The sequence below is a fragment of the Draconibacterium mangrovi genome (assembly GCF_010586825.1).
GTDB classification, from domain to species: domain Bacteria; phylum Bacteroidota; class Bacteroidia; order Bacteroidales; family Prolixibacteraceae; genus Draconibacterium; species Draconibacterium mangrovi.
On the sequence record NZ_JAAAGB010000014.1, the window covers coordinates 19,359 to 44,415 of the forward strand.

The 25,057-nt window shown below is 40.0% G+C and carries 20 protein-coding genes; 6 read left to right on the forward strand and 14 right to left on the reverse strand.

Going from position 1 to position 25,057, the window contains the following annotated elements; translation table 11 throughout:
• Positions 1 to 22: 22 nt before the first annotated feature.
• From G4420_RS21455 to G4420_RS21475, 5 genes are all read right to left on the reverse strand, one after another.
• The gene (locus G4420_RS21455; protein WP_163326004.1) at positions 23 to 2,554 is read right to left on the reverse strand and encodes a DUF3857 domain-containing protein; all 2,532 of its coding nucleotides are present in this window, start codon (positions 2,552 to 2,554) and stop codon (positions 23 to 25) included.
• Positions 2,555 to 2,666: 112 nt separating this feature from the next.
• Positions 2,667 to 3,137 (reverse strand): regulatory protein RecX, encoded by a 471-nt coding sequence (locus tag G4420_RS21460; RefSeq protein WP_163326005.1) that lies wholly within the window; start codon positions 3,135 to 3,137, stop codon positions 2,667 to 2,669.
• Positions 3,138 to 3,274: 137 nt separating this feature from the next.
• Positions 3,275 to 3,997 carry an ABC transporter ATP-binding protein gene (locus tag G4420_RS21465; RefSeq protein WP_163326006.1) on the reverse strand — a complete coding sequence of 241 codons (723 nt, stop codon included), beginning with the start codon at positions 3,995 to 3,997 and terminating at the stop codon, positions 3,275 to 3,277.
• A 174-nt stretch (positions 3,998 to 4,171) separates the two neighbouring features.
• Positions 4,172 to 5,638 carry a DUF5687 family protein gene (locus G4420_RS21470; RefSeq protein WP_163326007.1) on the reverse strand — a complete coding sequence of 489 codons (1,467 nt, stop codon included), beginning with the start codon at positions 5,636 to 5,638 and terminating at the stop codon, positions 4,172 to 4,174.
• Positions 5,639 to 5,711: 73 nt separating this feature from the next.
• Entirely contained in the window at positions 5,712 to 7,151 is a 1,440-nt protein-coding gene (locus G4420_RS21475) for a lamin tail domain-containing protein (protein ID WP_163326008.1), read from the reverse strand.
• Between the two features lie 84 nt (positions 7,152 to 7,235).
• Between G4420_RS21475 and G4420_RS21480 the strand changes: the two genes are divergently transcribed.
• Positions 7,236 to 8,243: an aspartate-semialdehyde dehydrogenase gene (locus G4420_RS21480; RefSeq protein WP_163326009.1), complete on the forward strand. Its 1,008-nt coding sequence runs from the start codon at positions 7,236 to 7,238 to the stop codon at positions 8,241 to 8,243.
• Between the two features lie 142 nt (positions 8,244 to 8,385).
• Here G4420_RS21480 and serS read toward each other — a convergent pair whose 3' ends face one another.
• A complete protein-coding gene (serS, locus tag G4420_RS21485; protein ID WP_163326010.1) occupies positions 8,386 to 9,660 on the reverse strand; it encodes a serine--tRNA ligase in 1,275 nt (424 codons plus the stop codon).
• A 182-nt stretch (positions 9,661 to 9,842) separates the two neighbouring features.
• Between serS and G4420_RS21490 the strand changes: the two genes are divergently transcribed.
• Entirely contained in the window at positions 9,843 to 10,895 is a 1,053-nt protein-coding gene (locus G4420_RS21490) for an alpha/beta hydrolase (RefSeq protein WP_163326011.1), read from the forward strand.
• Positions 10,896 to 10,992: 97 nt separating this feature from the next.
• On the opposite strand, the gene rpmA is transcribed toward G4420_RS21490, so the two are convergent.
• From rpmA to G4420_RS21530, 8 genes are all read right to left on the reverse strand, one after another.
• Positions 10,993 to 11,550: a 50S ribosomal protein L27 gene (gene rpmA, locus G4420_RS23660; RefSeq protein ID WP_163326012.1), complete on the reverse strand. Its 558-nt coding sequence runs from the start codon at positions 11,548 to 11,550 to the stop codon at positions 10,993 to 10,995.
• A 19-nt stretch (positions 11,551 to 11,569) separates the two neighbouring features.
• The gene (rplU, locus tag G4420_RS21500; protein ID WP_163326013.1) at positions 11,570 to 11,881 is read right to left on the reverse strand and encodes a 50S ribosomal protein L21; all 312 of its coding nucleotides are present in this window, start codon (positions 11,879 to 11,881) and stop codon (positions 11,570 to 11,572) included.
• A 138-nt stretch (positions 11,882 to 12,019) separates the two neighbouring features.
• The gene (locus tag G4420_RS21505; protein WP_163326014.1) at positions 12,020 to 12,205 is read right to left on the reverse strand and encodes a hypothetical protein; all 186 of its coding nucleotides are present in this window, start codon (positions 12,203 to 12,205) and stop codon (positions 12,020 to 12,022) included.
• 10 nt (positions 12,206 to 12,215) lie between these two features.
• A complete protein-coding gene (locus G4420_RS21510; protein WP_163326015.1) occupies positions 12,216 to 14,237 on the reverse strand; it encodes a transglutaminase-like domain-containing protein in 2,022 nt (673 codons plus the stop codon).
• Positions 14,238 to 14,288: 51 nt separating this feature from the next.
• Entirely contained in the window at positions 14,289 to 15,029 is a 741-nt protein-coding gene (locus G4420_RS21515; RefSeq protein WP_163326016.1) for a hypothetical protein, read from the reverse strand.
• A 5-nt stretch (positions 15,030 to 15,034) separates the two neighbouring features.
• On the reverse strand, positions 15,035 to 15,532 hold the full coding sequence (locus tag G4420_RS21520) for an RNA polymerase sigma factor (RefSeq protein ID WP_204273777.1): 498 nt from the start codon (positions 15,530 to 15,532) through the stop codon (positions 15,035 to 15,037).
• A gap of 96 nt (positions 15,533 to 15,628) precedes the next feature.
• Positions 15,629 to 16,228, reverse strand: a complete 600-nt coding sequence (locus G4420_RS21525) for a hypothetical protein (RefSeq protein WP_163326017.1) — start codon at positions 16,226 to 16,228, stop codon at positions 15,629 to 15,631.
• Between the two features lies 1 nt (position 16,229).
• The gene (locus tag G4420_RS21530; RefSeq protein WP_163326018.1) at positions 16,230 to 17,051 is read right to left on the reverse strand and encodes a hypothetical protein; all 822 of its coding nucleotides are present in this window, start codon (positions 17,049 to 17,051) and stop codon (positions 16,230 to 16,232) included.
• 204 nt (positions 17,052 to 17,255) lie between these two features.
• Here G4420_RS21530 and G4420_RS21535 point away from each other — a divergent pair, with 204 nt between their 5' ends.
• From G4420_RS21535 to G4420_RS21550, 4 genes are all read left to right on the forward strand, one after another.
• Positions 17,256 to 17,846 (forward strand): bifunctional nuclease family protein, encoded by a 591-nt coding sequence (locus G4420_RS21535; RefSeq protein WP_163326019.1) that lies wholly within the window; start codon positions 17,256 to 17,258, stop codon positions 17,844 to 17,846.
• A gap of 114 nt (positions 17,847 to 17,960) precedes the next feature.
• Positions 17,961 to 19,412, forward strand: a complete 1,452-nt coding sequence (locus G4420_RS21540; RefSeq protein ID WP_246241723.1) for a NupC/NupG family nucleoside CNT transporter — start codon at positions 17,961 to 17,963, stop codon at positions 19,410 to 19,412.
• A 770-nt stretch (positions 19,413 to 20,182) separates the two neighbouring features.
• Positions 20,183 to 23,311 carry a SusC/RagA family TonB-linked outer membrane protein gene (locus G4420_RS21545; protein WP_163326020.1) on the forward strand — a complete coding sequence of 1,043 codons (3,129 nt, stop codon included), beginning with the start codon at positions 20,183 to 20,185 and terminating at the stop codon, positions 23,309 to 23,311.
• Between the two features lie 29 nt (positions 23,312 to 23,340).
• The gene (locus tag G4420_RS21550; protein ID WP_163326021.1) at positions 23,341 to 24,987 is read left to right on the forward strand and encodes a RagB/SusD family nutrient uptake outer membrane protein; all 1,647 of its coding nucleotides are present in this window, start codon (positions 23,341 to 23,343) and stop codon (positions 24,985 to 24,987) included.
• Positions 24,988 to 25,057: the final 70 nt, after the last annotated feature.

Consider the following 25,057-nt stretch of genomic DNA (forward strand, 5'->3'; position numbering starts at 1 on the left):
CTTTCGTGCAAAGATAAGTTCTTTACATTGTTTGATTTTGAACAGTGCTTATTTCCTGCGTTTTGCTTTTGCTTGTTTTAGTAAAGGTTTCTTTTACGCGTTCTGAAATTTGAAAATACGGAACCCATATTGCCACTCCAATAAATGCTCTTGAAATCTGTCTAAAATTTTCTCCCGGATCGGTTTGTGGATATAAACCGGGAAGTAGGAATTTTAGCGCAAGAAAATCACCTACAGCTCCCACAAGAAGCAATATGTAGAAAAATGAAATCAAATTGGGGAGGCTGGTTCTTTTCTTAAGAAACAGAACAATAAGAAAAATTGAAAATGTAAGTTGAAACACATTGAAAATTAATTCTCCTCCGAGCACATATAAAAATGCTGAGGGAAGGGCTGTTTCTGCATTATATACTCCGACCCAGATATTGTGGTTAAAATAATCTTCTGTAAAGATCTGAAAAATTAGAACAAAAGGAGTAAGGCACAAGCCTATTAAAGGCAAAACCATCCACCCTCCAATTGCTTTGTTCGTATCTGTTTCCTGCGGATTTGGATTGTAACGTTTGTACAGAAATACAGACAAGGCAGTGGTTAAACCAACCGAAAGTAAAACAAGCAATACCGAGATCCAGCTAACTTTAAATTTGGCGCGATCAGGATCGTATGTAATGTAATAATGAAGTTCGCTTTTTATATCTTCAATATGGTTTAAAAAGGTTTCGATTGAATCGCCCGGAACAGTTGACTGAAGCAACGCATAATCGTGTGTTACAGTAATTTTCGATCCATTACAATTGGTCGTATTCGAGTATTTCATGTAGTTGCCATCAACAGTAATTTCCATGTTATCTCCATTCCAGGTTTCAGGCATATTAATTTCGGTAGTTTGTTCGTAAGTGAACGGATCCCCCAGATAATAAGGAAGTTTTCGGTTAGCTGCGTTTGCGTAATCGATGTAGGTTTCGAGTACAATCGGGTAAATGTCGCAATAAATAGTATTGCCCGAAGCGCCTTCTTCCCATATCTTTTTTATCGTATAGCTTTCGCGCACAACAACCTTATTTTGAGCACTGTCGTCTTCAATAATGTTGACTAAGTTTGCAGTCTCAATTCGGGGATACAGGTGGCGATAGAATTCAGTATAGTCCTGTTTTATTGACTCTCTCGAGCTTGAATTAAAGTAGCTTCTGGTTGCATCGGCTTTGGAACCGGTATAGGTTGTTGTTACCCAAAAGGTGGCGTTCCCGTTAATGGAATCTAAGGTTATTATTTCTTTTACTTTGATACTCGGATTCGTTGAAGGTGCAATGGCTGTCAGTTTTGTTTCGTTTGGTTTAATCAATAGCCCGTAGGTGTAATCAGGCACCGATAAATTCTCCAGATCTCCTTCCTGATCAGAGATAGTAGGATCGACAAAATAAGTTTTGCCCTCGAAGTTGAAATTTACAATGCAGTGGTTAAATGCATTTATTGAAGGAAGCTCGCTTAATACAGAATCCTTTAAATAAGAATTTATCAGGCACGGATAAGCTTCAACGCCGATATTTCGAAGCAGCGAAACCAAGAGCAGCGATTTATCCTTACAATCTCCAAATCTCTGGTTAAAAACCTTTTCAGGAGTGTGCGGCCTGAATGCATTGATTCCGTCTTCGAATCCAAGGTATCGGATTTTATTTTGAACAAACCGGATATATGACGTAATTGCATCTTTTGTGTCTTTCTTTTGCGGAATCGAACGTGCTATTTCTTTTACTGATTCCTTAGGGTAGGTATATAAGGGTAGTGCCCAGTTTACAACTTCTTCCCAGTTTCTTATGGTTGTGAACGATACTTTTTTGTGAATGTCGATCCATGGCGGAGAATTATTCTCATACAGTTTAAAATCCAGCGCATTCACATTCCATACGTATTCGCGAATACCAGAATGTTCTTTAATTTCCGGGTTACTTGCATCGTTATACAATTTAAAATCGAAATGATCATGTTTATCTGTTAGCAAACGTGTATAAATGTGATTAACCGGAATTGCATATTGGTAGTAAACAGTACCGGAAACTTTTCCATTGTAAATCGGGTTGAATCCTTTTGTTGTGTATGAATATTCAACAATGTCGTTTTCTCTTACATCAGTAAGGTTTAATAATGCAGTTAAGGAACCGTCATACAACGATCTGTCGAGACTGGTTTCTCTTTGAATGATTTGAAAGTTGTTGAGATTTAGTTTATCAATAACCTCTCCGTTTCGGATGATTTGCAACGAATGGAAATATATTTTTTGATACGAGGGATCGAACACAACCGTAATGTCAGAGTTCGATTGAATTCCATTTGAATTAATCAGTTTTATTGCAATATGTTTATAGGAAGCCTCCTCCGGGAAATTGTCCTGATAGTCGAGCAGAAGGTATTGAAATCCACCATTTTCAGAATTTACGTCTTTATCCTCGAACGAAATAGGAGTAACCCAAGTTGGGGTGGCTGATTTATTAATTTGGTTTTGTGAAAAAACAAAATGGAACGACAGTAGAAACAGAATAAAAAAGCTGGTGCGCATGTTAGTCGGATTTATGCAAAGTATTATTTAGAGAAAAATGAATTAAACGGGAGTAATATTAGTTATTCGAAAGGTAAAATTAATGTGAAAATGTATGTTTAACAATATACTTTTATTCCAAAACTTCATTCATGTAGCGGTGAATTAATTCAGGTTCAAAACCACGTCCCTGAGTGTAGCGGATAATCTGCCCCATTTTTGTGAATTTGTCTTTCTTCTTAATGGTTTTGGCTTTGTCTTTCATGGTTTTTACCAGCACTTTTATGTATTTCTCTTCATCAATTTTTTCAAGGCCTTTTTCAATGGTGGCATCCGAAAGCCCTTTTTGGCGCAGGTAAAAGCGCATTTTTACGCGGCCCCATTTGTTAAATTTGAATTTGTCGTTCACATAGGCTCTGGCAAATCGTTCGTCGTCGATGTACTTTTCAGCGATCAGTTTTTCGATGATCTCGTCTACAATTTCATCTACAATTTCGTAAGTCAGTATTTTTTTACGGATATCTGCAGAGCATTGCTCCGAACGGCTGCAGAGTTGTGCCATTTTAGAATAGGCCTGTTCAATTTGCTGATCGTGATTTTCCATTCGTTCAAAACCATTTTTAAAGGAAAATAAAAATAGTGAAAAATCTAACTTAATCCTATTCTCCTATTGTACAGCATATAATATATGGTGAGTGGGGGTATTTTCTGGTGTTGTGTCTTTTTTGAAATGACACAACACTAGTCGGCCAGCGATTCTTCTTTGCGTACTCCGGTAAAGAATTCTTCCAAATCGGCCAGTGTCGATTCCGTTTTTTCCACATCGCGAACCACTTCGCCTTTGTCCAGAATAACAATACGCGAACACACATCGGCAACATGATCGAGGTCGTGGCTCGAAATCAGCAATGTTTTTTCCTTTTGTTTCGAATACTCTTTAATGATATTCCGAAGCTGGTATTGCGACGACGGGTCGAGGTTCGCAAATGGTTCGTCTAAAATTATTACCTCCGGATTTCCGAGCAGGGCACCAACTACGCCAACTTTCTTTTGGTTTCCTTTCGACAGGTCGCGGATAAATTTCTTTTTACCCAAAATTTCATCCTTAAAAAAGTCGGTGTAATCTTCCAGAAAATTGGAAACGTCTTTGGCATTCAAACCACGTAATTCGCCAATAAATTCGAAATACTCGTCGGGGGTGAGGTAGCCGATCGTAAAACTTTCGTCGATGTAGGCAGCTACCAGTTCTTTCCATTCTTCGGTTTTCGACACCTGAATTCCGTTAATGATTACCTCGCCTTTATTCGCTCTTATCAGGTCAAGCACCAAGGAAAAGAAAGTTGTTTTTCCGGCACCGTTATTACCAACCAACCCAAATACTTCGCCTTTGGCAATGTTTAATTCTTCGAGATTCAGAACAGTAGTTCCGTTGTATATTTTTTGTAAGTTTTTTACTTGTATCATGATTTAAAAAGTTTGAAGCTGGAAGAACGAAGTTTGATGATTCGTGCTTCCGGCATATGGTTAAATTTTTATTTTATTTCTAATTCTGATTATTTTCTCGTGGATTGCGCGGATGGACGCAGATTAAATTTTATAGTTTTTGCGAAATCAGCGCTATCTGCGAGCAATTATTCGTTATGTTGATTTGTAGTTGTAAATCATTTTGTGTTTTCGCTTGAGGTATTGCCTGGAGAAATAGTCGATTAAACGTGGGTGAAGGATGATTCCGATAAAGCCCAAAGATCCAAAAACGACATACGCAGCGATATTTCCGAAAGCCCATGAAAGCAATCCGAAAAGGGCCACCGGGCCAAAAATAACAGGGAAACTCATCAGCCATTGTGTGGCGCCTACGCCCTGGTAGTTAAACGCTGCACGCTGGTTTAATTCAATTGCTTTTTTACTGTTTAGCCCAAGCGCAAAAATAACCCACGAGTTAACACCCACGTTGTAAAGCATTACCACTAAATGAATGTACAGCACTTTTGGTGTAATGTACATATAGCCCAACGAAAGAAGGTAAAAAACAACGTTGGTTACTGCCATCAGGAAAAAGGCCGATTGAATGACTTGTTTCATTCGTACGTTTTGAGCCATAAGCAAAGGATAGTATTTGCCGTGCCATGCCGGGAAAAACTGTCCGTACATCATACTGAAAACTCCAGTCATAAACATCCCTCCAAGAACGAGGATGAACTCCGGTACCTCTTCTCCACCATTGGTTTTGTAGATCAGCAGTCCGTAAAAAAGGAACAACACCGACATCATGGCTGTATTTTTCGGGCGTTTGTTACGCATAATCATTTTCACCTCCAGCGACAGCATTTTTCCGTAGTCGCCAACATTGTTAAGCCACGAGAAATCGTGCGTCGAACCTTGTTTTTTCTTTTTGCTGAGTTCGTCGAGATAAAAACGACTGTTGATATACGATTGATTTAAAAAGTACAAAGCAACAATTGCAAGAGGGAAGATTATTGCAGCGTATGGATTTGCCACAACAAAATCGAAGAGTTTTCCAAAACCTCCGGTTAGGTCAACTATATTGAAATATTCGATTGCAGTTAAGCCGGCGGCTAATCCCAGGAAACTGTAGAATAGGACGTCCGATTCGTTGGTTCGCCATTTAATATACAGTGCCAGAAAGTGGTTAACGAAGATCATAAAAAACAGCGCTGCCAGCCAGGCCCAGAAAACAGGGGGAGCCAGTGTTGGTGCTGCAATGCGGAGAACAAATGGGAGCCCCAATATTATGGGCAGAACATTAAAAAAATGCAGCAACGATTTGTTGAGCATGTAACGCGCAATACGTTTGCGTTTTACCGGTAAAAGTAAGAACGGCTGAAAACCAAAGGTGGGCAGGTTTTGGATCATAATTCGCAACACAAGCTCGTAGCCAAAATAAATCAGCAGCATCGCATTAAATGCCTGCACCGGGTTTTCAAGGTCTTTTAAATTTTCGGTAAGCTGGAAGCCCATAAAAAAAGCAACCAGCGAAAAGTAAATGGCAAAAAAGATGAGCACACCTTTGGTGGCCATGTTTTTGTTTTTCGATGCCGAACGCAGAAATTCACGCCAGGCAAAGTAGAAGAAGTTTCGTTTCATTTTAATAATGAGGTTATTGTTTTTTGTTTTTCTTATTTGTTGGTCAGCCGGAACTTGAAAAAGTTACAGATTATTATTCAAATCGGTCGGTTAAAACTACTCCATCTTTAAAACGCTCAACGGTTCCGTCGGTATTAAAAACTTCAACCATAACAATATAGGGGCCAATTGGCAAGCGGTTTCCAGCTTCATCTTCTCCGTTCCACGATATTTGTTCGTGTGTTCCCAAAACAGCGTTATCTGCAAGTTTGCATTGGCGGCGCCCGACGGAATCGAATACCAGAATATTGCAAATATATCCGGGGCTGTCCATCGAAAGGTCGATTGAGTAATTGTCGTTGTAACCATCGTTATTAGGCGAAAATGCTTCAGGTTGAAAAGTTACCGTTATTTTTTGTGCTTCCTCATTCATAAATTGAGAGTTCTGATAACCTGGTGTGCCATAACCCGATTGTGTGGATGCTGAATGCCAGTTCTGTGGGTCGTTTGTTGGTGCCGAAAAGGAAATACGTTCAAGAGCAATACCCTCGCGGTCGTAAAAAATTGGCAAATGCATTTTTTCGTAGTAGTAAAATTCATCGATGATTTCCATTTCATTGTTTAGCAAAACCACGTAATCTTCATCGTTATTAAACGACGGGAACTTTTCCATTTGCAGAAAACACTCGGGACTAGAAATGTTAAACCACGGAAAAACACCAAGCGTATCTTTTGTTAATGCGAGGTATTCGTTAGGTAGTAATTTCTGTTTATCGCCTGAAAGTGCATAAACCTGCGTAAGTTCCATATCGCCGTCGCGCGAGGCGAGGTAAAGTTTATTCAGCGGGATTTCTTTTTCCGAGTTGTTGTAAATCTCTACATAATCCTCTCCATCCGGAACCGGGTTAAAAAGTACCTCATTCAAAACAATGTCGCCGGGCTCGATGATAACCGGATTCTTTTCTTCGCCCGAAACAATCACTTCATCCAAAATGACTTTGTTCGACGAATAATGATTATTCATATAAACCACGATTTGCAAATCGTTTCCTACAAGCCCGGTTTGTTCGGCAACGGCTTGCCCCCAGTTTCCCCGATTATCGCTGTTGATCTCAAAAGATTGTTCTTCACTTTGATCAAGAATATAAAATGCTTTCAAGTATTTCTGTTCTTCGTTGGTGCTGCTGCCGGTTTCGCTGGCATCAAGCTGAATGGTGATATTCTTAAAGGCGGTAATATCAATAATTTCCGAGCGCCAAACTACTTCTCCATTAATGTCGCAGCACTCAAAACGCCCGCCGGAAGTTGTAACTGTTTTGGCGTAATCGTCTTCGGTTTCGAGGGCGACCTGGCTAAAATCGAGTGTCCATTTTGTAATGCCGATGAAGTCTGAATTGACACCAGTTCCTTCGCTATTTCCCCAAACGCCCTTGTCGGGGATAGAAAAACTTTCGTGCCAGATTTCCTGTGCATTTATAGGGTTGAAAAACAGGATGAAAGAGTATGTTAATAATTTTAGAAGATTGGGTTTCATAGCATTTACAATTAGAAGCAAAATACTAACTTTGGCGCACATTTAGACAGAAAAAGACTTTAAATTTTTAAAAATTAAAAAAACATGAAGGTTGCAATTGTTGGAGTGAGCGGCGCTGTTGGACAGGAGTTCCTGAAAGTGCTTGCTGAAAGAGATTTCCCTATGGATGAGTTGGTAATTTTTGGATCGGCAAGAAGTGCCGGCAAAACTTACGAATTTAAGGGTAAACAGCTTACAGTAAAAGAACTCAAACACGGCGACGATTTTAAAGATATTGATATTGCTCTGACTTCGGCAGGTGCCGGCGTTTCGAAAGAATATGCTGAAACGATTACCAAACACGGTGCAATCATGATCGACAATTCGAGCGCATTTCGTTACGATGACGACGTACCGTTGGTAGTGCCTGAAGTAAACCCTGAAGATTCGAAAAACCGTCCACGCAATATTATTGCGAACCCGAACTGTTCAACTATTCAGATGGTTGTGGCGCTGAAACCTATCGAAAATATGTCGAAGATTAAGCGTGTTCGTGTGGCTACATACCAGGCTGCAAGTGGTGCCGGTGCACAGGGAATAGCTGAATTGGAAGAGCAAAACAAAGAGGTTGTTGAAGGAAAACCGGTTACTGTAAATAAATTTGCGCATCAGCTGGCCATGAATATTATCCCGCACATCGATGTTTTCCTTGATAATGATTACACCAAGGAAGAGATGAAGATGAACTGGGAGACTAAAAAAATTATGCATACCGAAGCTGAGGTAAGCGCAACTTGTGTGCGTATTCCGGTAGCACGTGCACACTCTGAAGCAATTTGGGTGGAAACTGAAGAACCACTTTCTGCAGAGGCTGTAACAAAAGCTTTTGAAGAATTTGAAGGTTTAACAGTGATCGACAATCCGGCGAAAAACGAGTATCCGATGCCGTTGTTCGTTTCGGGTAAAGACGATGTGTATGTTGGGCGTATCCGCCAAGATGTTACTGATCCGAACAGCATTACTTTCTGGTGTGTTGGCGATCAGATTAAAAAAGGAGCAGCGCTTAATGCCGTTCAGATTGCTGAGTGGCTGGTAGCCAACGGAGAAGTTTAATAAGTTAAGTGATAAAAGCAGAGTACGCTGGTACTCAACATAAGAAAGCCCGGAAGATTTTTTCTTCCGGGCTTTTTATTTCTTGGAGAATTCATCGGATGATTATAAGTTGTAACGAATAGTCATCCGATGAATAGAGTTTTTAGCTGATCATATCAAAACCGGTAAACGGAACCAGAACCTCAGGGATTTTAATGCCTTCAGGTGTTTGGTTGTTTTCGAGCAAAGCCGCAACAATACGTGGTAATGCCAGCGCACTTCCGTTAAGCGTGTGCGCGATTTGTGGTTTTTTTACACCTTCTTCGCGGAAACGTAATTTTAAGCGGTTGGCCTGGAACGATTCGAAGTTGGATACCGAACTTACTTCCAGCCATTTTTCCTGCGCTGCCGAGAACACCTCAAAATCGTAGGTTAAGGCAGACGTAAAACTAATATCGCCACCACACAAACGAAGAATACGGTAAGGCAAACCCAATTTGGCGACCAAACCTTCAACATGCGCTACCATTCCATCCAAAATTTCGTATGATTTTTCGGGATGTGCAATTTGCACGATTTCTACTTTATCGAACTGGTGCAGGCGGTTCAAACCGCGAACATCTTTACCGTACGAACCGGCTTCGCGACGGAAACAGGCACTGTAGGCAGTGTTTTTATAGGGCAGGTCTTTGGCATCCAAAATTACATCGCGGTAAATATTGGTTACCGGAACTTCTGCTGTTGGAATAAGGTACAGGTTGTCTTCAGTAATGTGGTACATCTGGCCCTCTTTGTCGGGCAGCTGACCGGTTCCAAAACCCGATGCTTCGTTAACTGCCAGTGGCGGCTGAATTTCTTCGTAACCCGCTTTTGAAGCTTCGGCTAAAAAGAAATTGATAAGTGCGCGTTGCAGTTGAGCTCCTTTTCCGCGGTAAACGGGGAATCCTGCACCGGTAAGTTTTACACCCAACTCAAAATCGATCAGGTTGTATTTGGCTGCCAGATCCCAGTGAGGCAGTGCTTTTTCGTCCATTGCCGGAATCTCGCCAACTTGTTTTATCACCTCGTTGTCATCTTCTCCTTTTCCAGCAGGAACCGATTCATGAGGTAGGTTGGGCAGTTGAACCTGCAAATTGTAAACCTTTTCTTCGATGGCTGCAAAATCAGCATCAAAGTTTTTAATATTTTCTTTTAGCTCCGCAGTGCGTTCTTTTGCAGCGTTGGCTTCTTCGTGTTTGCCTTCGCGGAAAAGTAATCCAATTTCTTTCGAAATCTTATTCATTTCAGCTTTTGCCGAATCGGCATCGCCCTGCAGTTTGTTTTTCTGGGTGTAAAGATCTATAATGTTTGAAACAATCTCCGAAGCATCGAAATTCTTGCGTTTTAGTTTTTCTACTACTAACTCCGGATTGTCTTGAATAAATTTTAAGTTGAGCATGTCTTTTCCATTTATTAGGCTGCAAATTTAATAAATGAATTGGCACTTTATGATTAAACCTATTTCTAATTTCCAATCTAATAGCATAAGTTTAAAACCCTGATTGAGAAATAAACAAATTGCCTTAATTTTTTAGGTGTGTTCACGTAATCAGCTATTTTTATAAAACAAATAAAAAAATTATGAGAAGACTATCTTTTTTCCTGTTAACAGTACTTGCATTAACAGGCTCTGTAAACGTTCTTTTTGCTCAACAAGAAAAACAAGAACGAAAAGGTATCCCCGGTATGGGAGGCCTGTTAATGCCACAAGAAATAAAACCTTGTGATAACAGCACCAGTATTGTGCTCGAAGATATTTCGGGTGCACCCAAAATGGTTAGGGAGGTTCCTGAAAATCTTGCGCTTACTGAAAATGTGATTTTTCACGAAACCAAAAGTTCTGACGGCGAGGCAATGTCTATGAAAATGGATATTGTGAGACCGGCGAATGATCGAGACTATCCGTGCGTTATATTTCTTACCGGTGGTGGTTTTATGTTTGCTCCCAAAAACAGTAGTTTGTACAACCGCTGCGAAATTGCTAAAGCCGGATATGTTGTAGCAAGTATTGAATATCATGTGGCAAGCAACGGATTGTACAGCGATGCAGTAAAAGATACCAAAGCGGCTATTCGATTTATGCGCGCCAATGCGCAAAAATATGGTATCAATCCGGATAAAGTGGCAGTTTGGGGAGAATCGGCAGGAGGTTATTTAACCGGAATGACCGGAACTACAAATGGCGAAAAAGATTTTGAAGTGGGAGAGAACCTTGATCAAAGCAGCGATGCACAGGCCGCTATTGTGGTATTTGGATTAAGCGACCTGACAAAAATTGGTGCCGATTACGATAAAGAAGCCGAAGTGGCACACTTTACAAAAGAAGCACCTGAAGCCATGTTTGTGCATGGTAAAAACAGTGGTTTAACTATTCTGGATAAACCTGAAATAGTTGCCAAATCAAATCCGATAAATTATGTGGACAAAAACGATCCGCCTTTTCTTTTAATTCATGGATCAGTTGATGCGCTGGTTTCTCCAAGCCAAAGCGTATTACTGCACAAGGCACTGCACAAAGCAGGTGTTGAATCTACCCGCTATGCTATAGTTGGAGCAAATCATGGCGGAGGTCATTTCTCCGATCCGAAAGTGATTCAAATAATGGTTGATTTTTTGGATAAAACCCTAAAGTAGAAACACGTTAATTCCCATAAAAAAACTCCTGCCGTTACCGACAGGAGTTTCGTATTTCCTTTGAGGGAGGTTAAACCCTCTGGTTTATCAAATATTATTAAGCTAAACCTTTAGCTTCTTCAATCCATGGTTGTGGATCTTTTGAAGCGTAGCGGCTTCCTGCAGCTTCAAGAACTTTCTGAATTGCTTCAACAGATGCTGCAGCAACTTCAGCGTAAGTTGTAAAACCACCTTCAACTAATACTTCAGCTAATTTTGGACCTACACCAGTTAATTTGGTAAGATCGTCGCCTGTAGCTTCAGCTTTAGGAGCTTCTTCTTTTACTTCTTCAACAACCGGAGCAGCTTCTTTTTTAGGAGCAGCTTTTGCAGGAGCTTCAGCAACTGCAACATCAGCATCAACAACCGGAGCTACTGAGACATATGAGCGGTTATTTCTTTTCTTTCTGAATACAACAGTTCCGTCGATCAATGCAAATAATGTATGGTCTTTACCAATACCTACATTGTCGCCAGGAAAATGTTGAGTACCACGCTGGCGAACTAATATATTACCAGCTTTTGCAAACTGACCTCCGTAAATTTTTACTCCAAGTCGTTTACTTTCCGATTCGCGTCCGTTCTTCGAACTACCTACACCTTTTTTGTGAGCCATGGTAAATTTCTTTTATTCGTTATCCAACTATGGTTTCTACTTGAATTTGAGTAAATTGCTGACGGTGACCATTCATTTTCTGATAACTCTTACGACGTTTCTTTTTGAATACGATCACTTTTTCGCCTTTCACATGTTCCAGCACTTTGGCTGTTACTTTAGCACCTGCTACGGTTGGAGTTCCAACGGCTACTTTACCGTCGTTGTCAACCAACAATACTTTATCGAAATCAACCGATGCACCTTCTTCTGCATCCAGGTGATGTACGAAAAGTTTCTTGTCTTTTTCTACTTTGAATTGCTGTCCTGCAATTTCAACAATCGCGTACATAATTTCACTTTTAATGTTTACACCGTCAGGCGGATATCGCAACGGATTTCACTTATTCTAGCCTGATCGATTCAAAATTCGGACTGCAAAAGTAGTTATTTTTAGATAATTAGCAAATAAAAGCCAATAAATTGAGGACTAATTTACAAGCTTTTCAATTATCAGCAGAAAATCGACTTTCGCCGTGGCTCCCATGGGCCTGAAGATTGGCTTAACATTGGGTACAATCGACACCACTTCGCCGCGTATATTATTTAAAAATTGCTCCAGCATTTGCTGATCTTCGTTCATGTTTATTTTTAGTTTATGCACTTTGTAATTCATGGCAGTTGTTTTAAAGTTCAATTTGTTTTTTCAAATAAATATTAACGTACACGAGCATTCGAACAACTTCGTTGACTTCGTTTCTTTCAAACTCAACTTGGTTAGTTCCCGATTCATCTTTCCATAAACCAGATTCAGTATGTTCCGGTAGTTTTATGGTTTCATTTGATAATGGATTTATAAAAGCCAGAATTCCGTTTTCGTGAATCACTTTAAAATCGGCCCGGGCCTGTGCAAACCAGTAATTCCCTACCAGTGGCCTGATTTCTTGAGGTACTTCGGCAGAAATGCTGTCTTGCTCAAATTTTTTACCCAACGTAATTAGCTGTTGCAATTTCATGGTTGCAATATTTCCGTAAATGTCGTTTTGGAAAGAAAAATTCAGCTGTCTGGTAACTGTTGGATAAAACACTCCATTTTCATCGGGCGGATTAAGAGCCAGTACCTGGGAGTTAGGAATGTCAACAGCCAGGCTTCCATCTTGAAACAAAATTTTAAAAATGCTGTTCCGTTCTTCAAACAAATAATTGCCTAGGTATTTTTTGTATACATCGGGAACGGTATTGTCAATCGATCCGTTCTCTGTCTGATAATCCAGCAGTGTCATATTCTTCGGATTAAAGGATGCTTTTTCTCCCAGGCGGATATGTCCAGCATCTACAAAATCGTACTCATGCGCAGTAGCGTCAACGGGTACCCAGCCGGCATCGCCCATATAAACTTCGGTCCAGGCGTGTTGGTAAAAGCAACCTCCAGCATACGAAATGTACATGCAACCAATGGAAAGACGTGCCGGGATGCCAACTGCCCGGCAAAATGCGGTCAATAATCGCGAGTGGGAGCCGCATTCGCCTTCGCGTGTGTTATAAGTATTTATTGCTGATGTACCACCAGGAATGGCGCCCATAATATTTTCTCCAACCCATGTGCTGAGTTTTACTGTAGCTTCCCACGCATCTTTTGCATCTTGTGTAATTCGTTCCGCCTCTTTTATCAAAACGGGATGATCCGATTCAATCAGTCTTTCCGGTTCAAGGTATTTCGTTAATTTTTCATCTAAAAAATTGGGTGGAAAAGGTGGAGCATTTTCACCGGTATAATGCTGCAGCTGAACTTCAAATACACCTTCAATTAAATTATTGCTTACAGTTCCTTCGAATTTCTGCCCTGCAAAATTAAGGCTCTCAGCGGTAATTATTTCACCCTCTGATTGTATGGCCGCTTCAATTCTCATTGAAGAAATGGCGTGAACATTCGCAATAACTTTACCAACTCGGGCAAAAAGCAAATTGTCGACATCAACAACTTGTATACTCTTTTTCAAGGATTCGTCGGCCAGGTAAATTAGACGGTTTGAGGTGCTTATTTTTAAAGCGTGACTGTTTTCGTTATCCAGCCAGAGTTTTGTACTAATGCCGGCTTGGTGATTGAATTCCGCTAATACTGTTGTATTATAAATGGCTCCTTTCAGTTCGAGTTGTTCTTCTCCAATCCGAGTGTAAGTTTTTCTTATAATCTCTCCATTCTGAACATCGAAAACTTTGTATTCTTTTTCTTTTGCTTCTCCCCGGATAAAGTCGGTCATCAAATGCGGATAAGAAAGAGTATTCTCCAGAATAACATCATCGGGCAACTGAATTGCCCGTGGTTCGCCACCTTCTACGGAAGTAAAATACGCAACTCTATTATCAAAACTGGCACAAGAGTACACTTCTGCATTGGTTTTAAAACGCTGTTCAACCAAAACCGGAAGTTCGGTTTCGGGAGAAATTAAGGCAGACTCAGTAATAGTTAACTCCACATCTCCACCCAGGGCACGTTGTTTTACCAGTGCCTCAGTATTTACATTCAGTAATTTTTGGTCATCTTTTTCAATGGTAGTTATGGTCGACTCGGAATAGCCGCAAAGTACACCGCTGATTTCAACAGCGTAAGTCATTTTTTTTGGCAGGTCTTTTAAGGTCTGCCCGGCCGCTGCTACCCATAAAAAAGTAGATAGCAATAGCCAGCTTCTGGTTTTTATTGTTTTCATGGCAGTAAATTTTTGGTTGATGAACAGTTCTTTTGCTGTTCAATGATCGGTTTATTTCACGATAAAACCGATGTTTTTAAATACGATAATAAGCAATAAAATTCCGAGAACGAGGACCAGTGCCAGCAATATTTTGTTCGATCGGTCTCGTTTTCGTTGCAGCTCAATGTTTTCAGAAACCAGTTCCAGGTTTTTGTCATTCAGATCGTTTAAACAGGTTTCGAGGTGTTTAATTTGGTATTTTACTTGGCCTTGATTTACCACGAAATTGAGGCCAATCCCAATAAGAATGAACGTTATGAATACCACAATGTCTATCCCGTCGAGCGGGCGTACCTGACCGTAAACTATGTAGAAATAAACCAACGATCCGGCAATAAAGCCGAACAGGTAGGTGCTCGCCACGGAAAGTAAAGTGGTAAAGAACTTTGTTTTCAGATAGATAAGCATTGAGGCCAGTTTGTTACGGGTTGTTTGTCCGTAGTCGGCCGCTTCTGAAAAGCGGTTCAGCAATTTGTTTTGCATAAAAATTAGTGGAATAAGTATTGCCACTCCTGCAACAGTAACCGCCATTATGTTAGCGGTGCCAAAATAAAGAACGAAATCTACTGCCAAGGCACATACTGCCAGCGCTTTCAGCACGAGGTCGAAAATGATCATGGTCTTTATTTTTTTTGTAGTATCATTCGTGCGTCCCGAAATAAATTGTTCGATGGACGAGCTTTCGTAATCCGAAGCTCCCAACAGGGTTTCTGCTTTGTTCCACATGTCTTTTAATTTTTTGTCGTTCATGGCTTTTACTCTTGTGTGAAAATCATTTCTTCTAATTTTCGCTTAATCCGGACCAGTTTTACGCTTACGTTCGTTTTCGAGATTCCGAGTATCGATGCTATTTCTTCGTAACTTTTTTCGTCGAGCCAAAGCAGAATCAGCGCTTTGTCAATCTGGTTCAATTTTGAGATAGCCCGGTAGAGCAGTTGAATTTGTTCCTTCTCGTCAGAAGGTTCTGTTTCCATACGATCGTTGTCGAGCAGCTGTTCAAAATGAATATCCCTGTTCTTTTTTCGCACGTTGCTAATTGCTGTATTCAGCGCTACTCTGTACATCCAGGTACTGAATTTTGCTTCCTCCCTGAAATTTGGATACGATCTCCACAGCTGCAGGCAGATTTCCTGAAAAAGGTCTTCACGGTCGGCCGGTCCATTGGTATAAACCATTGTTACTTTATGAATGATCGCCTGGTGTTTTTCGATCATTTCACTGAACTCCTTTTTCTTCGATCTCAGCACTTTCATCTTTTTTTCTTTCACCTTGTTGGTCGCTACGAAACAAGAAAAACTACATTCCTTTGAGAAAAAGTTTAGAACGCCGGGAAATTTTCAACTTATTTCTCAGCCAATAACTTCAATAACTTTGTATTGAATGAGATCTTCAACCAGGTCTTTGATTTCGGGCATGTGTTCCGGTTCAACTCCGGCTTTTACCCGAATCTCTTCAAGAGACAGATGTTCACCATCAGGGAATGGCAAATTATAGAGGAACTTCCCCTGTGCAGTAGTAAGATTGATTTTCTTTTCAGACCGTTCGCGCCCTTTCCCAACCCAAATGGCAAGGTTGCTAAAATACTGTCCGCTGCGGGCCATTGAAAAACGCACGCCGGCATTTCTTTTTTCACGTATTTTCGACTGCTCCAAATTACTGTCGCCGGAATTTCGTAATTCTTCCAGCAGGTCGATTTCAAATGCTATTTTTTGTTTTTCGAGGGTGTAACGGAAATACGGGCGTTTACGTTCTGTAACTTCTTTTCTCGAAAGGATTCCCAAGTCGGCCATGGCTTCCAGAAAATCCTGAACAGTTTGTATGTGCATGCTTAGTCGCGACGCAGCTTCCGATGCTGAAATGTCGCGGTAATTGTTCAAAAGCCTGAAAATATCTTTCGAATAGTTTTTCGATATGTATGTGCCAAATCTGGCAGCGTCTTCAAAGTTCATGTTATGAAAATATTCCAAGTTTAACCGAATTCAAACGGTCTAAAATTCTTACTTTATCGCCCCGCATGTAAAAATCGGCAAAGGTGATAAACAACTTTCCCATCGATTCGCAAAGGTGATCGAATGCCAGATCTTCTTTGTAATTGAGGTAATCTTTTCGCGAAATATGTACCGATACCTGTCCATCGAAATTGAAAGCGATCCAGGTTTTTTCAAGGTAATTGAAATTAGGATTGTACAACGCACCCCATTCGTGTCCATACTTAATCGGAACTATCACCACCCTGTTTTCTTCCTGATAGGTCATTCCAATCATTATACGTCTCAGGTAGTTGGTGAAATCAATAATATCGTATTTCGAATAATCGACTACTCCTGCAGGTCTGGGCCGCTCTGTATATGATTCAGGGCCTTCGTCTACATCCCATGCTGCCAATTCCAGCACTTCACGCCCCCGGTAATTAAATCGTTTCGTTATCATTCCATAGATTAACCAAAACAACAAAAGATAAAAGAATACCAGAACAACTTTGAATTCATTGGGGAGCTGGGGGACCGGTGCATTTAGACTTCCAGGTACTTTCATCAATAACATTACCCCGCCTAACGATAGCAGGTAAAAAGCGCTCACCAGCATATAATAATTGCCTGTTTTATAAAACGACCAGAATCCGAATGCCAGTGAATAACAAAGAATCAGGATCCCCAGTGCTGTAAAAGCTACTCTGAGATCGAAAAAAATGAAACATAAGAAGAAGATTACAAGTGAGATGATAGCCGGAACCAATCCTTGTATGCCTCTGTCTGTTTTTAACTTTCTCATGGCTTGAATACTTTAGTTAATAAAAACTACAAAAAATATGAACTATACAAAGTTAGTACCTTTTGCCCCTGTTTGTCAATATTTACAACGATGTTGTTCAGCATGATTAGTGCTCGAGTAAATCCTTTTTAATAATTACCGACATAACCAAAATGATTGTTATATTTGTTTTCGTCGAAAAAAAGATACAGGGCAAACGTTAGCATGCAAAAAATACGCTTAAACATTTTAGGATTATCGGTAAGCCAAACCCAATCGGGAGCTTACGCGTTGGTGTTGGCAGAAGAAGATGGTGAACGCAGAATTCCTATAATTATCGGACCGGTTGAAGCACAGGCAATTGCCATTCAGCTGGAGGGCTTAAAACCCCCACGGCCACTTACTCACGATTTAATAAAAAACATTGCTTTGGCGTTTGATATCGCGTTGCTTGAAGTTACCATATATAAATTGGAAGAAGGCATTTTTTATTCGGAGCTTTTGTGCGAGATGAACGGCAAAGAGATCCGGATCGATTCAAGAACATCGGATGCGGTGGCTCTGGCATTACGTTTCAGGTGCCCGATTTATACCTCGGAAGAAATTTTACAAAAAGCCGGAATTGTTTTGGAATCGGATGATGAAAATTCTCCGGTGCGCAGTATGATGGATGAGGAAGAGCTTGAAACAACCGGTTCTTCATATGCGCAATATTCAACCAGCGATTTGCAGGAATTGCTGAATGAGGCCATCGAAGACGAGGATTATGAAAAGGCATCGATTATTCGCGATGAATTAAATAAACGAGAGAAGTAAAACGATTATAGTAAGTTCAAAAATCACCCCTGTCGCCCCTTGGGCTCCTGTCCCCTTGAGGGGACAATCGCTGCGAAGCAGGGATAGGGGTGAAAACAGAAGAAATATATTTATATGAAACGCATGATAATGTTGCTGGTAGTAATTACCGGCATTTTCTTTTTGCAACCAGTAGCGGCACATGCCGGCGAAACAATGCTTGCGGCTGCCGACGCAGCGGCGCAACAAACCGATACTTCAAATATTCTTCTGGCAAAAGAACGTCAAACGCCATTCTCGATTATGACCATTTTTCGGGGATTGTTAGGAATGGTTGTGTTGGTTTTTGTCGGTTATATTTTTAGTTCCGATCGCCGTAATATTCCATGGCGAACAGTAGGAATTGGTTTGGCCATGCAAATTATACTGGCGCTTGGTGTTTTGTATGTGCCCATTGTACAAACCGGCTTTGAGTTTTTCGGAAAAATATTCGTCAAGGTGCTCGACTTTACCAAAGAGGGAAGTATCTTTCTTTTGGGAGACTTGATGGATGCCGATACTTATGGTTATATTTTTCTTTTCCAGGTGTTGCCAACAATTATCTTTTTTTCGGCTTTAACCAGTTTGTTATTCTACTGGGGAATTATCCAGAAGATTGTATACGGATTGGCGTGGGTGTTTACCAAAACCCTCAGGATTTCGGGAGCAGAAGCGCTTTCGGTAGCCGGGAATATTTTTCTTGGGCAAACCGAATCGCCACTGATGATTAAAGCCTATCTCGATAAAATGAGTAAATCAGAGATTCTTTTGGTAATGACCGGTGGAATGGCAACGCTTGCAGGAGGTGTTTTGGCGGCCTACATTGCGTTGCTTGGTGGCGACGATCCGCAACTTCGGCTGGAATTTGCCAAACACCTGCTTACCGCATCGGTTATGGCGGCTCCGGCAGCTATAGTTTTTTCAAAAATGCTTGTTCCTCCAACCGACGCGATTAATAAAACCATTGATGTAAGCCGCGATAAAATTGGAAGCAACGTGCTGGATGCCATTACAAACGGAACAACAGAAGGCGTAAAGCTTGCTGTAAACGTGGCCGCAATGCTTTTGGCTTTTATTGCTTTTATTGCCATGTTCAATTTTATATTTACCAAAGTGGGCGCCATCACACATTTAAATGATGTTATTGCGAACATTACCGATGGAAAATACGATGAGTTGTCGCTGCAGTTTATATTGGGTTATACCTTTTCACCCATAATGTGGCTGATTGGTGTTTGCCCGGAAGATATTGCTGTGGTTGGTCGTTTGCTGGGCGAGAAGCTGATTCTGACCGAATTTATAGGATACGTTTCGTTGGCCGACCTAAAAGCCGCCGGGGCGTTTGCCGAGACCAAATCGATTATTATGGCAACTTATATATTGTGTGGTTTTGCCAATTTTTCATCCATTGGTATACAGATCGGCGGCATTGGTGCGCTGGCACCAAAACGCCGCGTACTGCTTTCGCAATACGGAATGCGCGCACTTTTGGCCGGAACTTTGGCCTCGTTGATGAGTGCAACTATTATTGGGATGATTCTTGGTTAATAGTAGAGATTATTCGTCGAACAAAGAGAAAAAGTAATTGATGTAATTTTATCTCATTAATATTCTTATATCCTTATCAGATCATCTATATATTACCTCAAATTTAAATTCCAGTTGTAGGCCTTTCCTATCCATGAAATCCGGTAGTATCTCTTTTGTATAGTAGGGGGTAAAAGGTTTCAATTTATTCATCTCTTCAGTAGCAGTGGCAAATAAGCTTCGGACAGAAATTAGGAGAATCCTCCTATTGGGAGTTTCTTAATTGTATTTTTCCCTGCATTACAAGTAGTTGCAAACAAAAAGAATGTCATCGGGTAATGCAAAAACGGGTAAGATTTGTAACGTTTTTCTTCATTTTTTGTATCTTGTTGCTTAGTTGTATTTCCATTAACTACAGTGTATTCATATTTGAGATTAAAAATATAAACATAGGGTAAGCAATGGCTCACAATATCATACAAGTGTTCGTTTGTAGCAAAAAATTAAATCGAAATTATTTTATGATAAAATGCAAACTTTGTTTAAGGGTAAAAAGTCATAGTATTGTCTAATAAATGTGAGCCGATATGAGTGAGAAAAGATACAATCGAGTATGATCGTAAATAGTGACTGTGGTTGAATCGGATGATTCAAATGTGGGTATGAAAATAATACCGTGGGCTCATAAATTGAAACCAAAAACTATTAATGCTGTACAATTATTTCTATTGTGAATGTGCACATAATTGTGCGATACTAATTTAATCATTAATCTATCAAATTTATTTTCAATGAAAAAACTGACGCTATTTCTTATTTGTGCTCTTATAGTAGGTGTACAAATAGCAAGTGCACAGGTTAGGAGTGTTTCCGGAACCGTATTAAATTCTGAAGACAACACTCCAATACCGGGTGTATCAGTAAGTGTAAAAGGAACCACCGTTGGTACAGTTACCAATATAGATGGTGTTTATTCCTTCGACATTCCAACAGATGCTCAAACAATTGTGTTTTCATTTGTTGGGATGAAAACAGTTGAAATGCCGGCAACAGGTTCTGTAATTAATGTTAACCTTGAGTCGGATGTTTTAGGTCTTGATGAAGTGATAGTAACTGCGTATGGTACATCAACAAAACAGGCATTTACCGGTTCTGCTGATGTAGTGGGGGCTGAAGAACTATCGGCACGAAATGTTACTTCTCCGATTGCAGCAATTGAGGGAAGAGCAACAGGGGTGCAGTTTACCTCAGCATCCGGGCAACCAGGTTCTTCGCCTGATATTGTTATTCGCGGTGTAGGAACACTTAATGGAAGTTCTGATCCATTGTATATTGTGGATGGTATACAGTATGAAGGTTCGTTAAGTGCAATTAATCAGGAAGATATCGAATCTTTTACAATCCTTAAAGATGCCGCTTCAACGTCGTTATATGGCTCAAGAGCTGCTAATGGTGTAGTTTTAATTACCACTAAAAATGGTACTAAAGGTGATATAAAAACTTCTGTATCTGCTCAGGTAGGTATTGTTAGCCGGAGTATTCCGAGCTATGATGAAGTTTCTCCGGGGCAGTATTATGAAATGATGTGGCAGGCTTTAAAGAATTCGAGCGCTGGTGGCGGAGATGCGGCATATGCTTCCGCAAATATTTACAATAGTTTAGGGTATAACCCATTTAATGTGGCAAATAACCAAATTGTTGGAACTGACGGAATGCTAAACCCGAACGCAAGCGTAATTTATAAAAGCTTAGACTGGTACGATGAAATGGAACAAACTGGCTTGAGAACAAATTACAATGTGAATGTAGCCGGAGGAGGCGACAGGCATAAAGTATTCTTTTCTGCTTCATACCTGGATGAAGAAGGATATGTGGTTACAACCAATTTTAATCGTATTACTTCACGTTTAAATGCCGAATTCGATGCCACCGATTGGTTAAAACTCGGAGGTAGTGCAAACATTACTATTACTGAATCTGCAGGTCCAACTTCTGCCGGAACAAGTAGTATTGTGAACCCTTTCGGATTTGCTAAAAACATCGGCTCAATTTACCCGGTATATGTAAATGACTTAGATGGAAACATCGTATTAGATGCGGGAGGAAATCCTGTTTTTGATAACGGTGAAGGTTATTCTGAATACAATATCGGTTCAAGGCCAATAAATCAAGGTCGTCATGCTCTTCAGGAATTGATGTTAAATGATGAAACTACAAGAAATAATACCTACGGAGTTCGATTCTTTGCCGACTTCGAAATAATTGAGGGGCTTAATCTTAGGTTGAATTATGGTAGAGATATAAATGAAGGTCTTGAAAAAGAATATGAAAACCATATTATTGGTGATGCTCAACCAACCGGAAGATATGGAGAAGACAGATACCGGAGAGATGTTGAAAACTTCAATCAGATTTTAACATTCAAAAAATATTTTAATGAGGTTCACAGTGTAGATATAACTGCAGGTCATGAAAGTTTCCAAAGAATTTATTCAGGTATCGATGGTACGTCGATTAAACAGGTTGCTACAGGTATCTATGAATTTGACAATTTTGCAGAGCCAATTAGTTTAGGCGGTTCTACTACTGAAAAAACTATTGAAGGTTATTTCTTAAGGGCAAACTATAATTTCGACGGTAAATATTATATCAGTGCTTCAGTAAGAAGAGATGCTTCTTCTGTTTTTGATGAAAAATCACGATGGGGTAATTTCTATTCAGTGGGTGCTTCCTGGAGAATAGATCAGGAAACCTTCATGAAAAGTGTAAGTTGGGTGAATCATTTAAAACTCCGCGCTTCATATGGCCAGGTTGGTAACGATGATTTGGGCGACTTCTTCTTGTCTCAACCAAGATACGGACTAACATCAAACGCTGGCAATCCCGCTATTTATTGGTCAGAAATTGGAAATGCTGACTTACAATGGGAAACGGTTGGTAGTTTCGACGTAGCCCTGGAGTTTGGTTTATTCAATAACCTTATTGATGGTTCTGTTGAATATTACAAGAAAAACTCAACAGATCTGCTTTATGATTTACCCATTCCTTTAAGTAATGGTTTAAATACTGTTCCTTCAAACATTGCCGATCTGTATAATTCAGGAATTGAAATAGGATTGACCGGACATATCATTAATAAGGGGGAATTAAAATGGGATATGACACTACAGGCATCGACGTTTAAAAATGAAATAACAAAAATTCCTGATCCTTTTATAGATGGTTCAAAAAGATGGGCAGAAGGTAAATCAATCTATGATTTTTATATACTTCAAACTGCAGGTGTAGATCCTGACACAGGAGATCAATTGTTCTGGATGTTTGAATTTGATGAAGATGGTAATAGTGTACCGGTTTTGGATGATAATGGAGATCAGGAAACCACAAATGATTGGGAAGCAACGGAAAGAGCATACACCGGAGACAACTCCATCCCGGATGTTCTGGGATCAGTATCGAATTATTTTGGTTATAAAGGATTCGACCTGAATGTTTTAGTGACATATGGTATTGGTGGAAAATTTTTAGACTATGGATATGCTGCTATGATGCATAGTGGTACTTATGGCCGATCACTTCATCCTGATATTCTGGATGCATGGAGAAATCCGGGCGATATAACCAGTGTGCCGAGAATGGAAAATGGAAATGTTGATTTAGTGCAAACACAGTCTTCCCGTTTTTTAACAGATGCGTCTTTCTGGGCATTAAAAAATATTAGCTTAGGCTACACTTTTGACGGTGCTATTGTAGATAAATTAGGTGTTGATGATTTAAGATTATCACTTACCGGAGAGAATCTATATCTAAAAAGTAAGCGAACAGGACTCGATCCTCAATACAATTTAGCTGGAACACCTGAGGGTAATGATTTTAACCCATCGAGAGTATTCTCGATTGGATTAAATGTTACATTTTAATCATAAAAAATAATTAAAACATAATGACTATGTTTAAAAAGATAATCATGTTACTTGTAATAGTAGCTATTGCAACAACATCGTGCGACAAAGACTTTTTGGAGACAAAACCAACAGATGCTATTTCTTCTGGTGACGCATTGGCATCTGCTGAAAATATGGCACTAATTCTAAATGGCCTGCATCGTTTATTATATGCTCAGCCACAAACTATGCTTTCCGGAGGTGATAGCCAAAGGTCTGGAAATCATTACTGGGTTCCATTAGGAGATAATTTGGCAGGAGGCGTAATTCACAGTGCCAGGGCAAACAATTTGGGCTGGCAAGACGATACACAATGGATTTCTCATAATCAGGAAACATCTTTAACAACTAAACAGTTGTGGTATCAACGTTATCATATCATTGCCAGTGCCAATGCAATTATTAATAAAGCTGCTGAAGGTACTATTCCTGAAGATGCAAAATTTAAAGAAATTATAGGACAGGCTTATACTTACAGAGCCTATGCCTATCTTTCATTGGTTCAGCATTACGCCAAAGGCTATCTGATTGGCAACCCGGCCACAGATCCCGGTGTACCTTTATTATTTGCTTCTGAAGCACCTTTTACAAGTGCGCCCAGATCTACGGTAAAAGAAATTTATGACCAGTGTATGTCAGATATTAATAGTGCTATAAGTTATTTTGATGGTGCAACTGCAAGGCCAACCGGCAATGCATCCGACAAATCACAACTAAATATTGACGTTGCGTATGGGTTAAAAGCTCGCATAGCATTAAACATGGGGGAATGGAGAACAGCAGCGGATGCAGCGGCGATGGCACGTCAGGATTATCCGATTATGGATAAGGATGATTATTATTCAGGTTTTAATTCAACCTTACTTCCTGAAGTTATTTGGGGAAGTAATGTAATTAGTACTGAAACAACTTTTTTCCGTTCGTATTTTTATTTAATGTGTAATACATTTAATGGAAGCCAGAATCGTAATAATCCTAAAATTATGGATAAGAGGTTATACGCTCAAATTCCTGATACTGACTACAGAAAAGGTTTATTCTTAAAAGATGCTCCAAACTCAAATACTTCTGCGGCTAACGGAATGGGTGGCTGGGCTAATAATACCAACCCATTATATACAACAGAAGAAGAATTTGATGCAGAAGTTGACAGACTTGCCAGTGTATATGGATGGACTTCCGCTCATAATACACATCCTTATATGCACGTAAAAATGAGACAAAAATCGCCCGGAACTACAGATCCGGATGATATTATTTTAATGCGTTCTTCTGAAATGTATTTGATAGAAGCAGAAGCAGAAGCCATGTTAGGCAATATTGAAGCTGCACAAAATGCGTTAAAACCATTAGGCGAAGAACGCGACAGCGCTTATGATGTTACCATGTATGATACTAAAGAAAAATTAATGGAACATATTAAGTTCCAGAGAGCTTTAGAATTATGGGGAGAAGGATTTCTTTACACGGATAAGATACGTTGGGACGAAGGAATTGACCATGCAGCAGATGGTGGTTCCGGTGCTTCTGCCGGTTTGTACCAAAGCGGATACCAGCAAGATAAACCATCAATTAATGATGAGTGGGTATTTAAAATTCCTCAAGAAGAAATTGATGCGAATCCAAATTTAGGTCCTGGCGATCAAAATTAAAATTATAGGTTAGAATAGGATAGAATTCCTCATGAAAAAAGGTGGCCGATTGTTCGGCCACCTTTTTCTA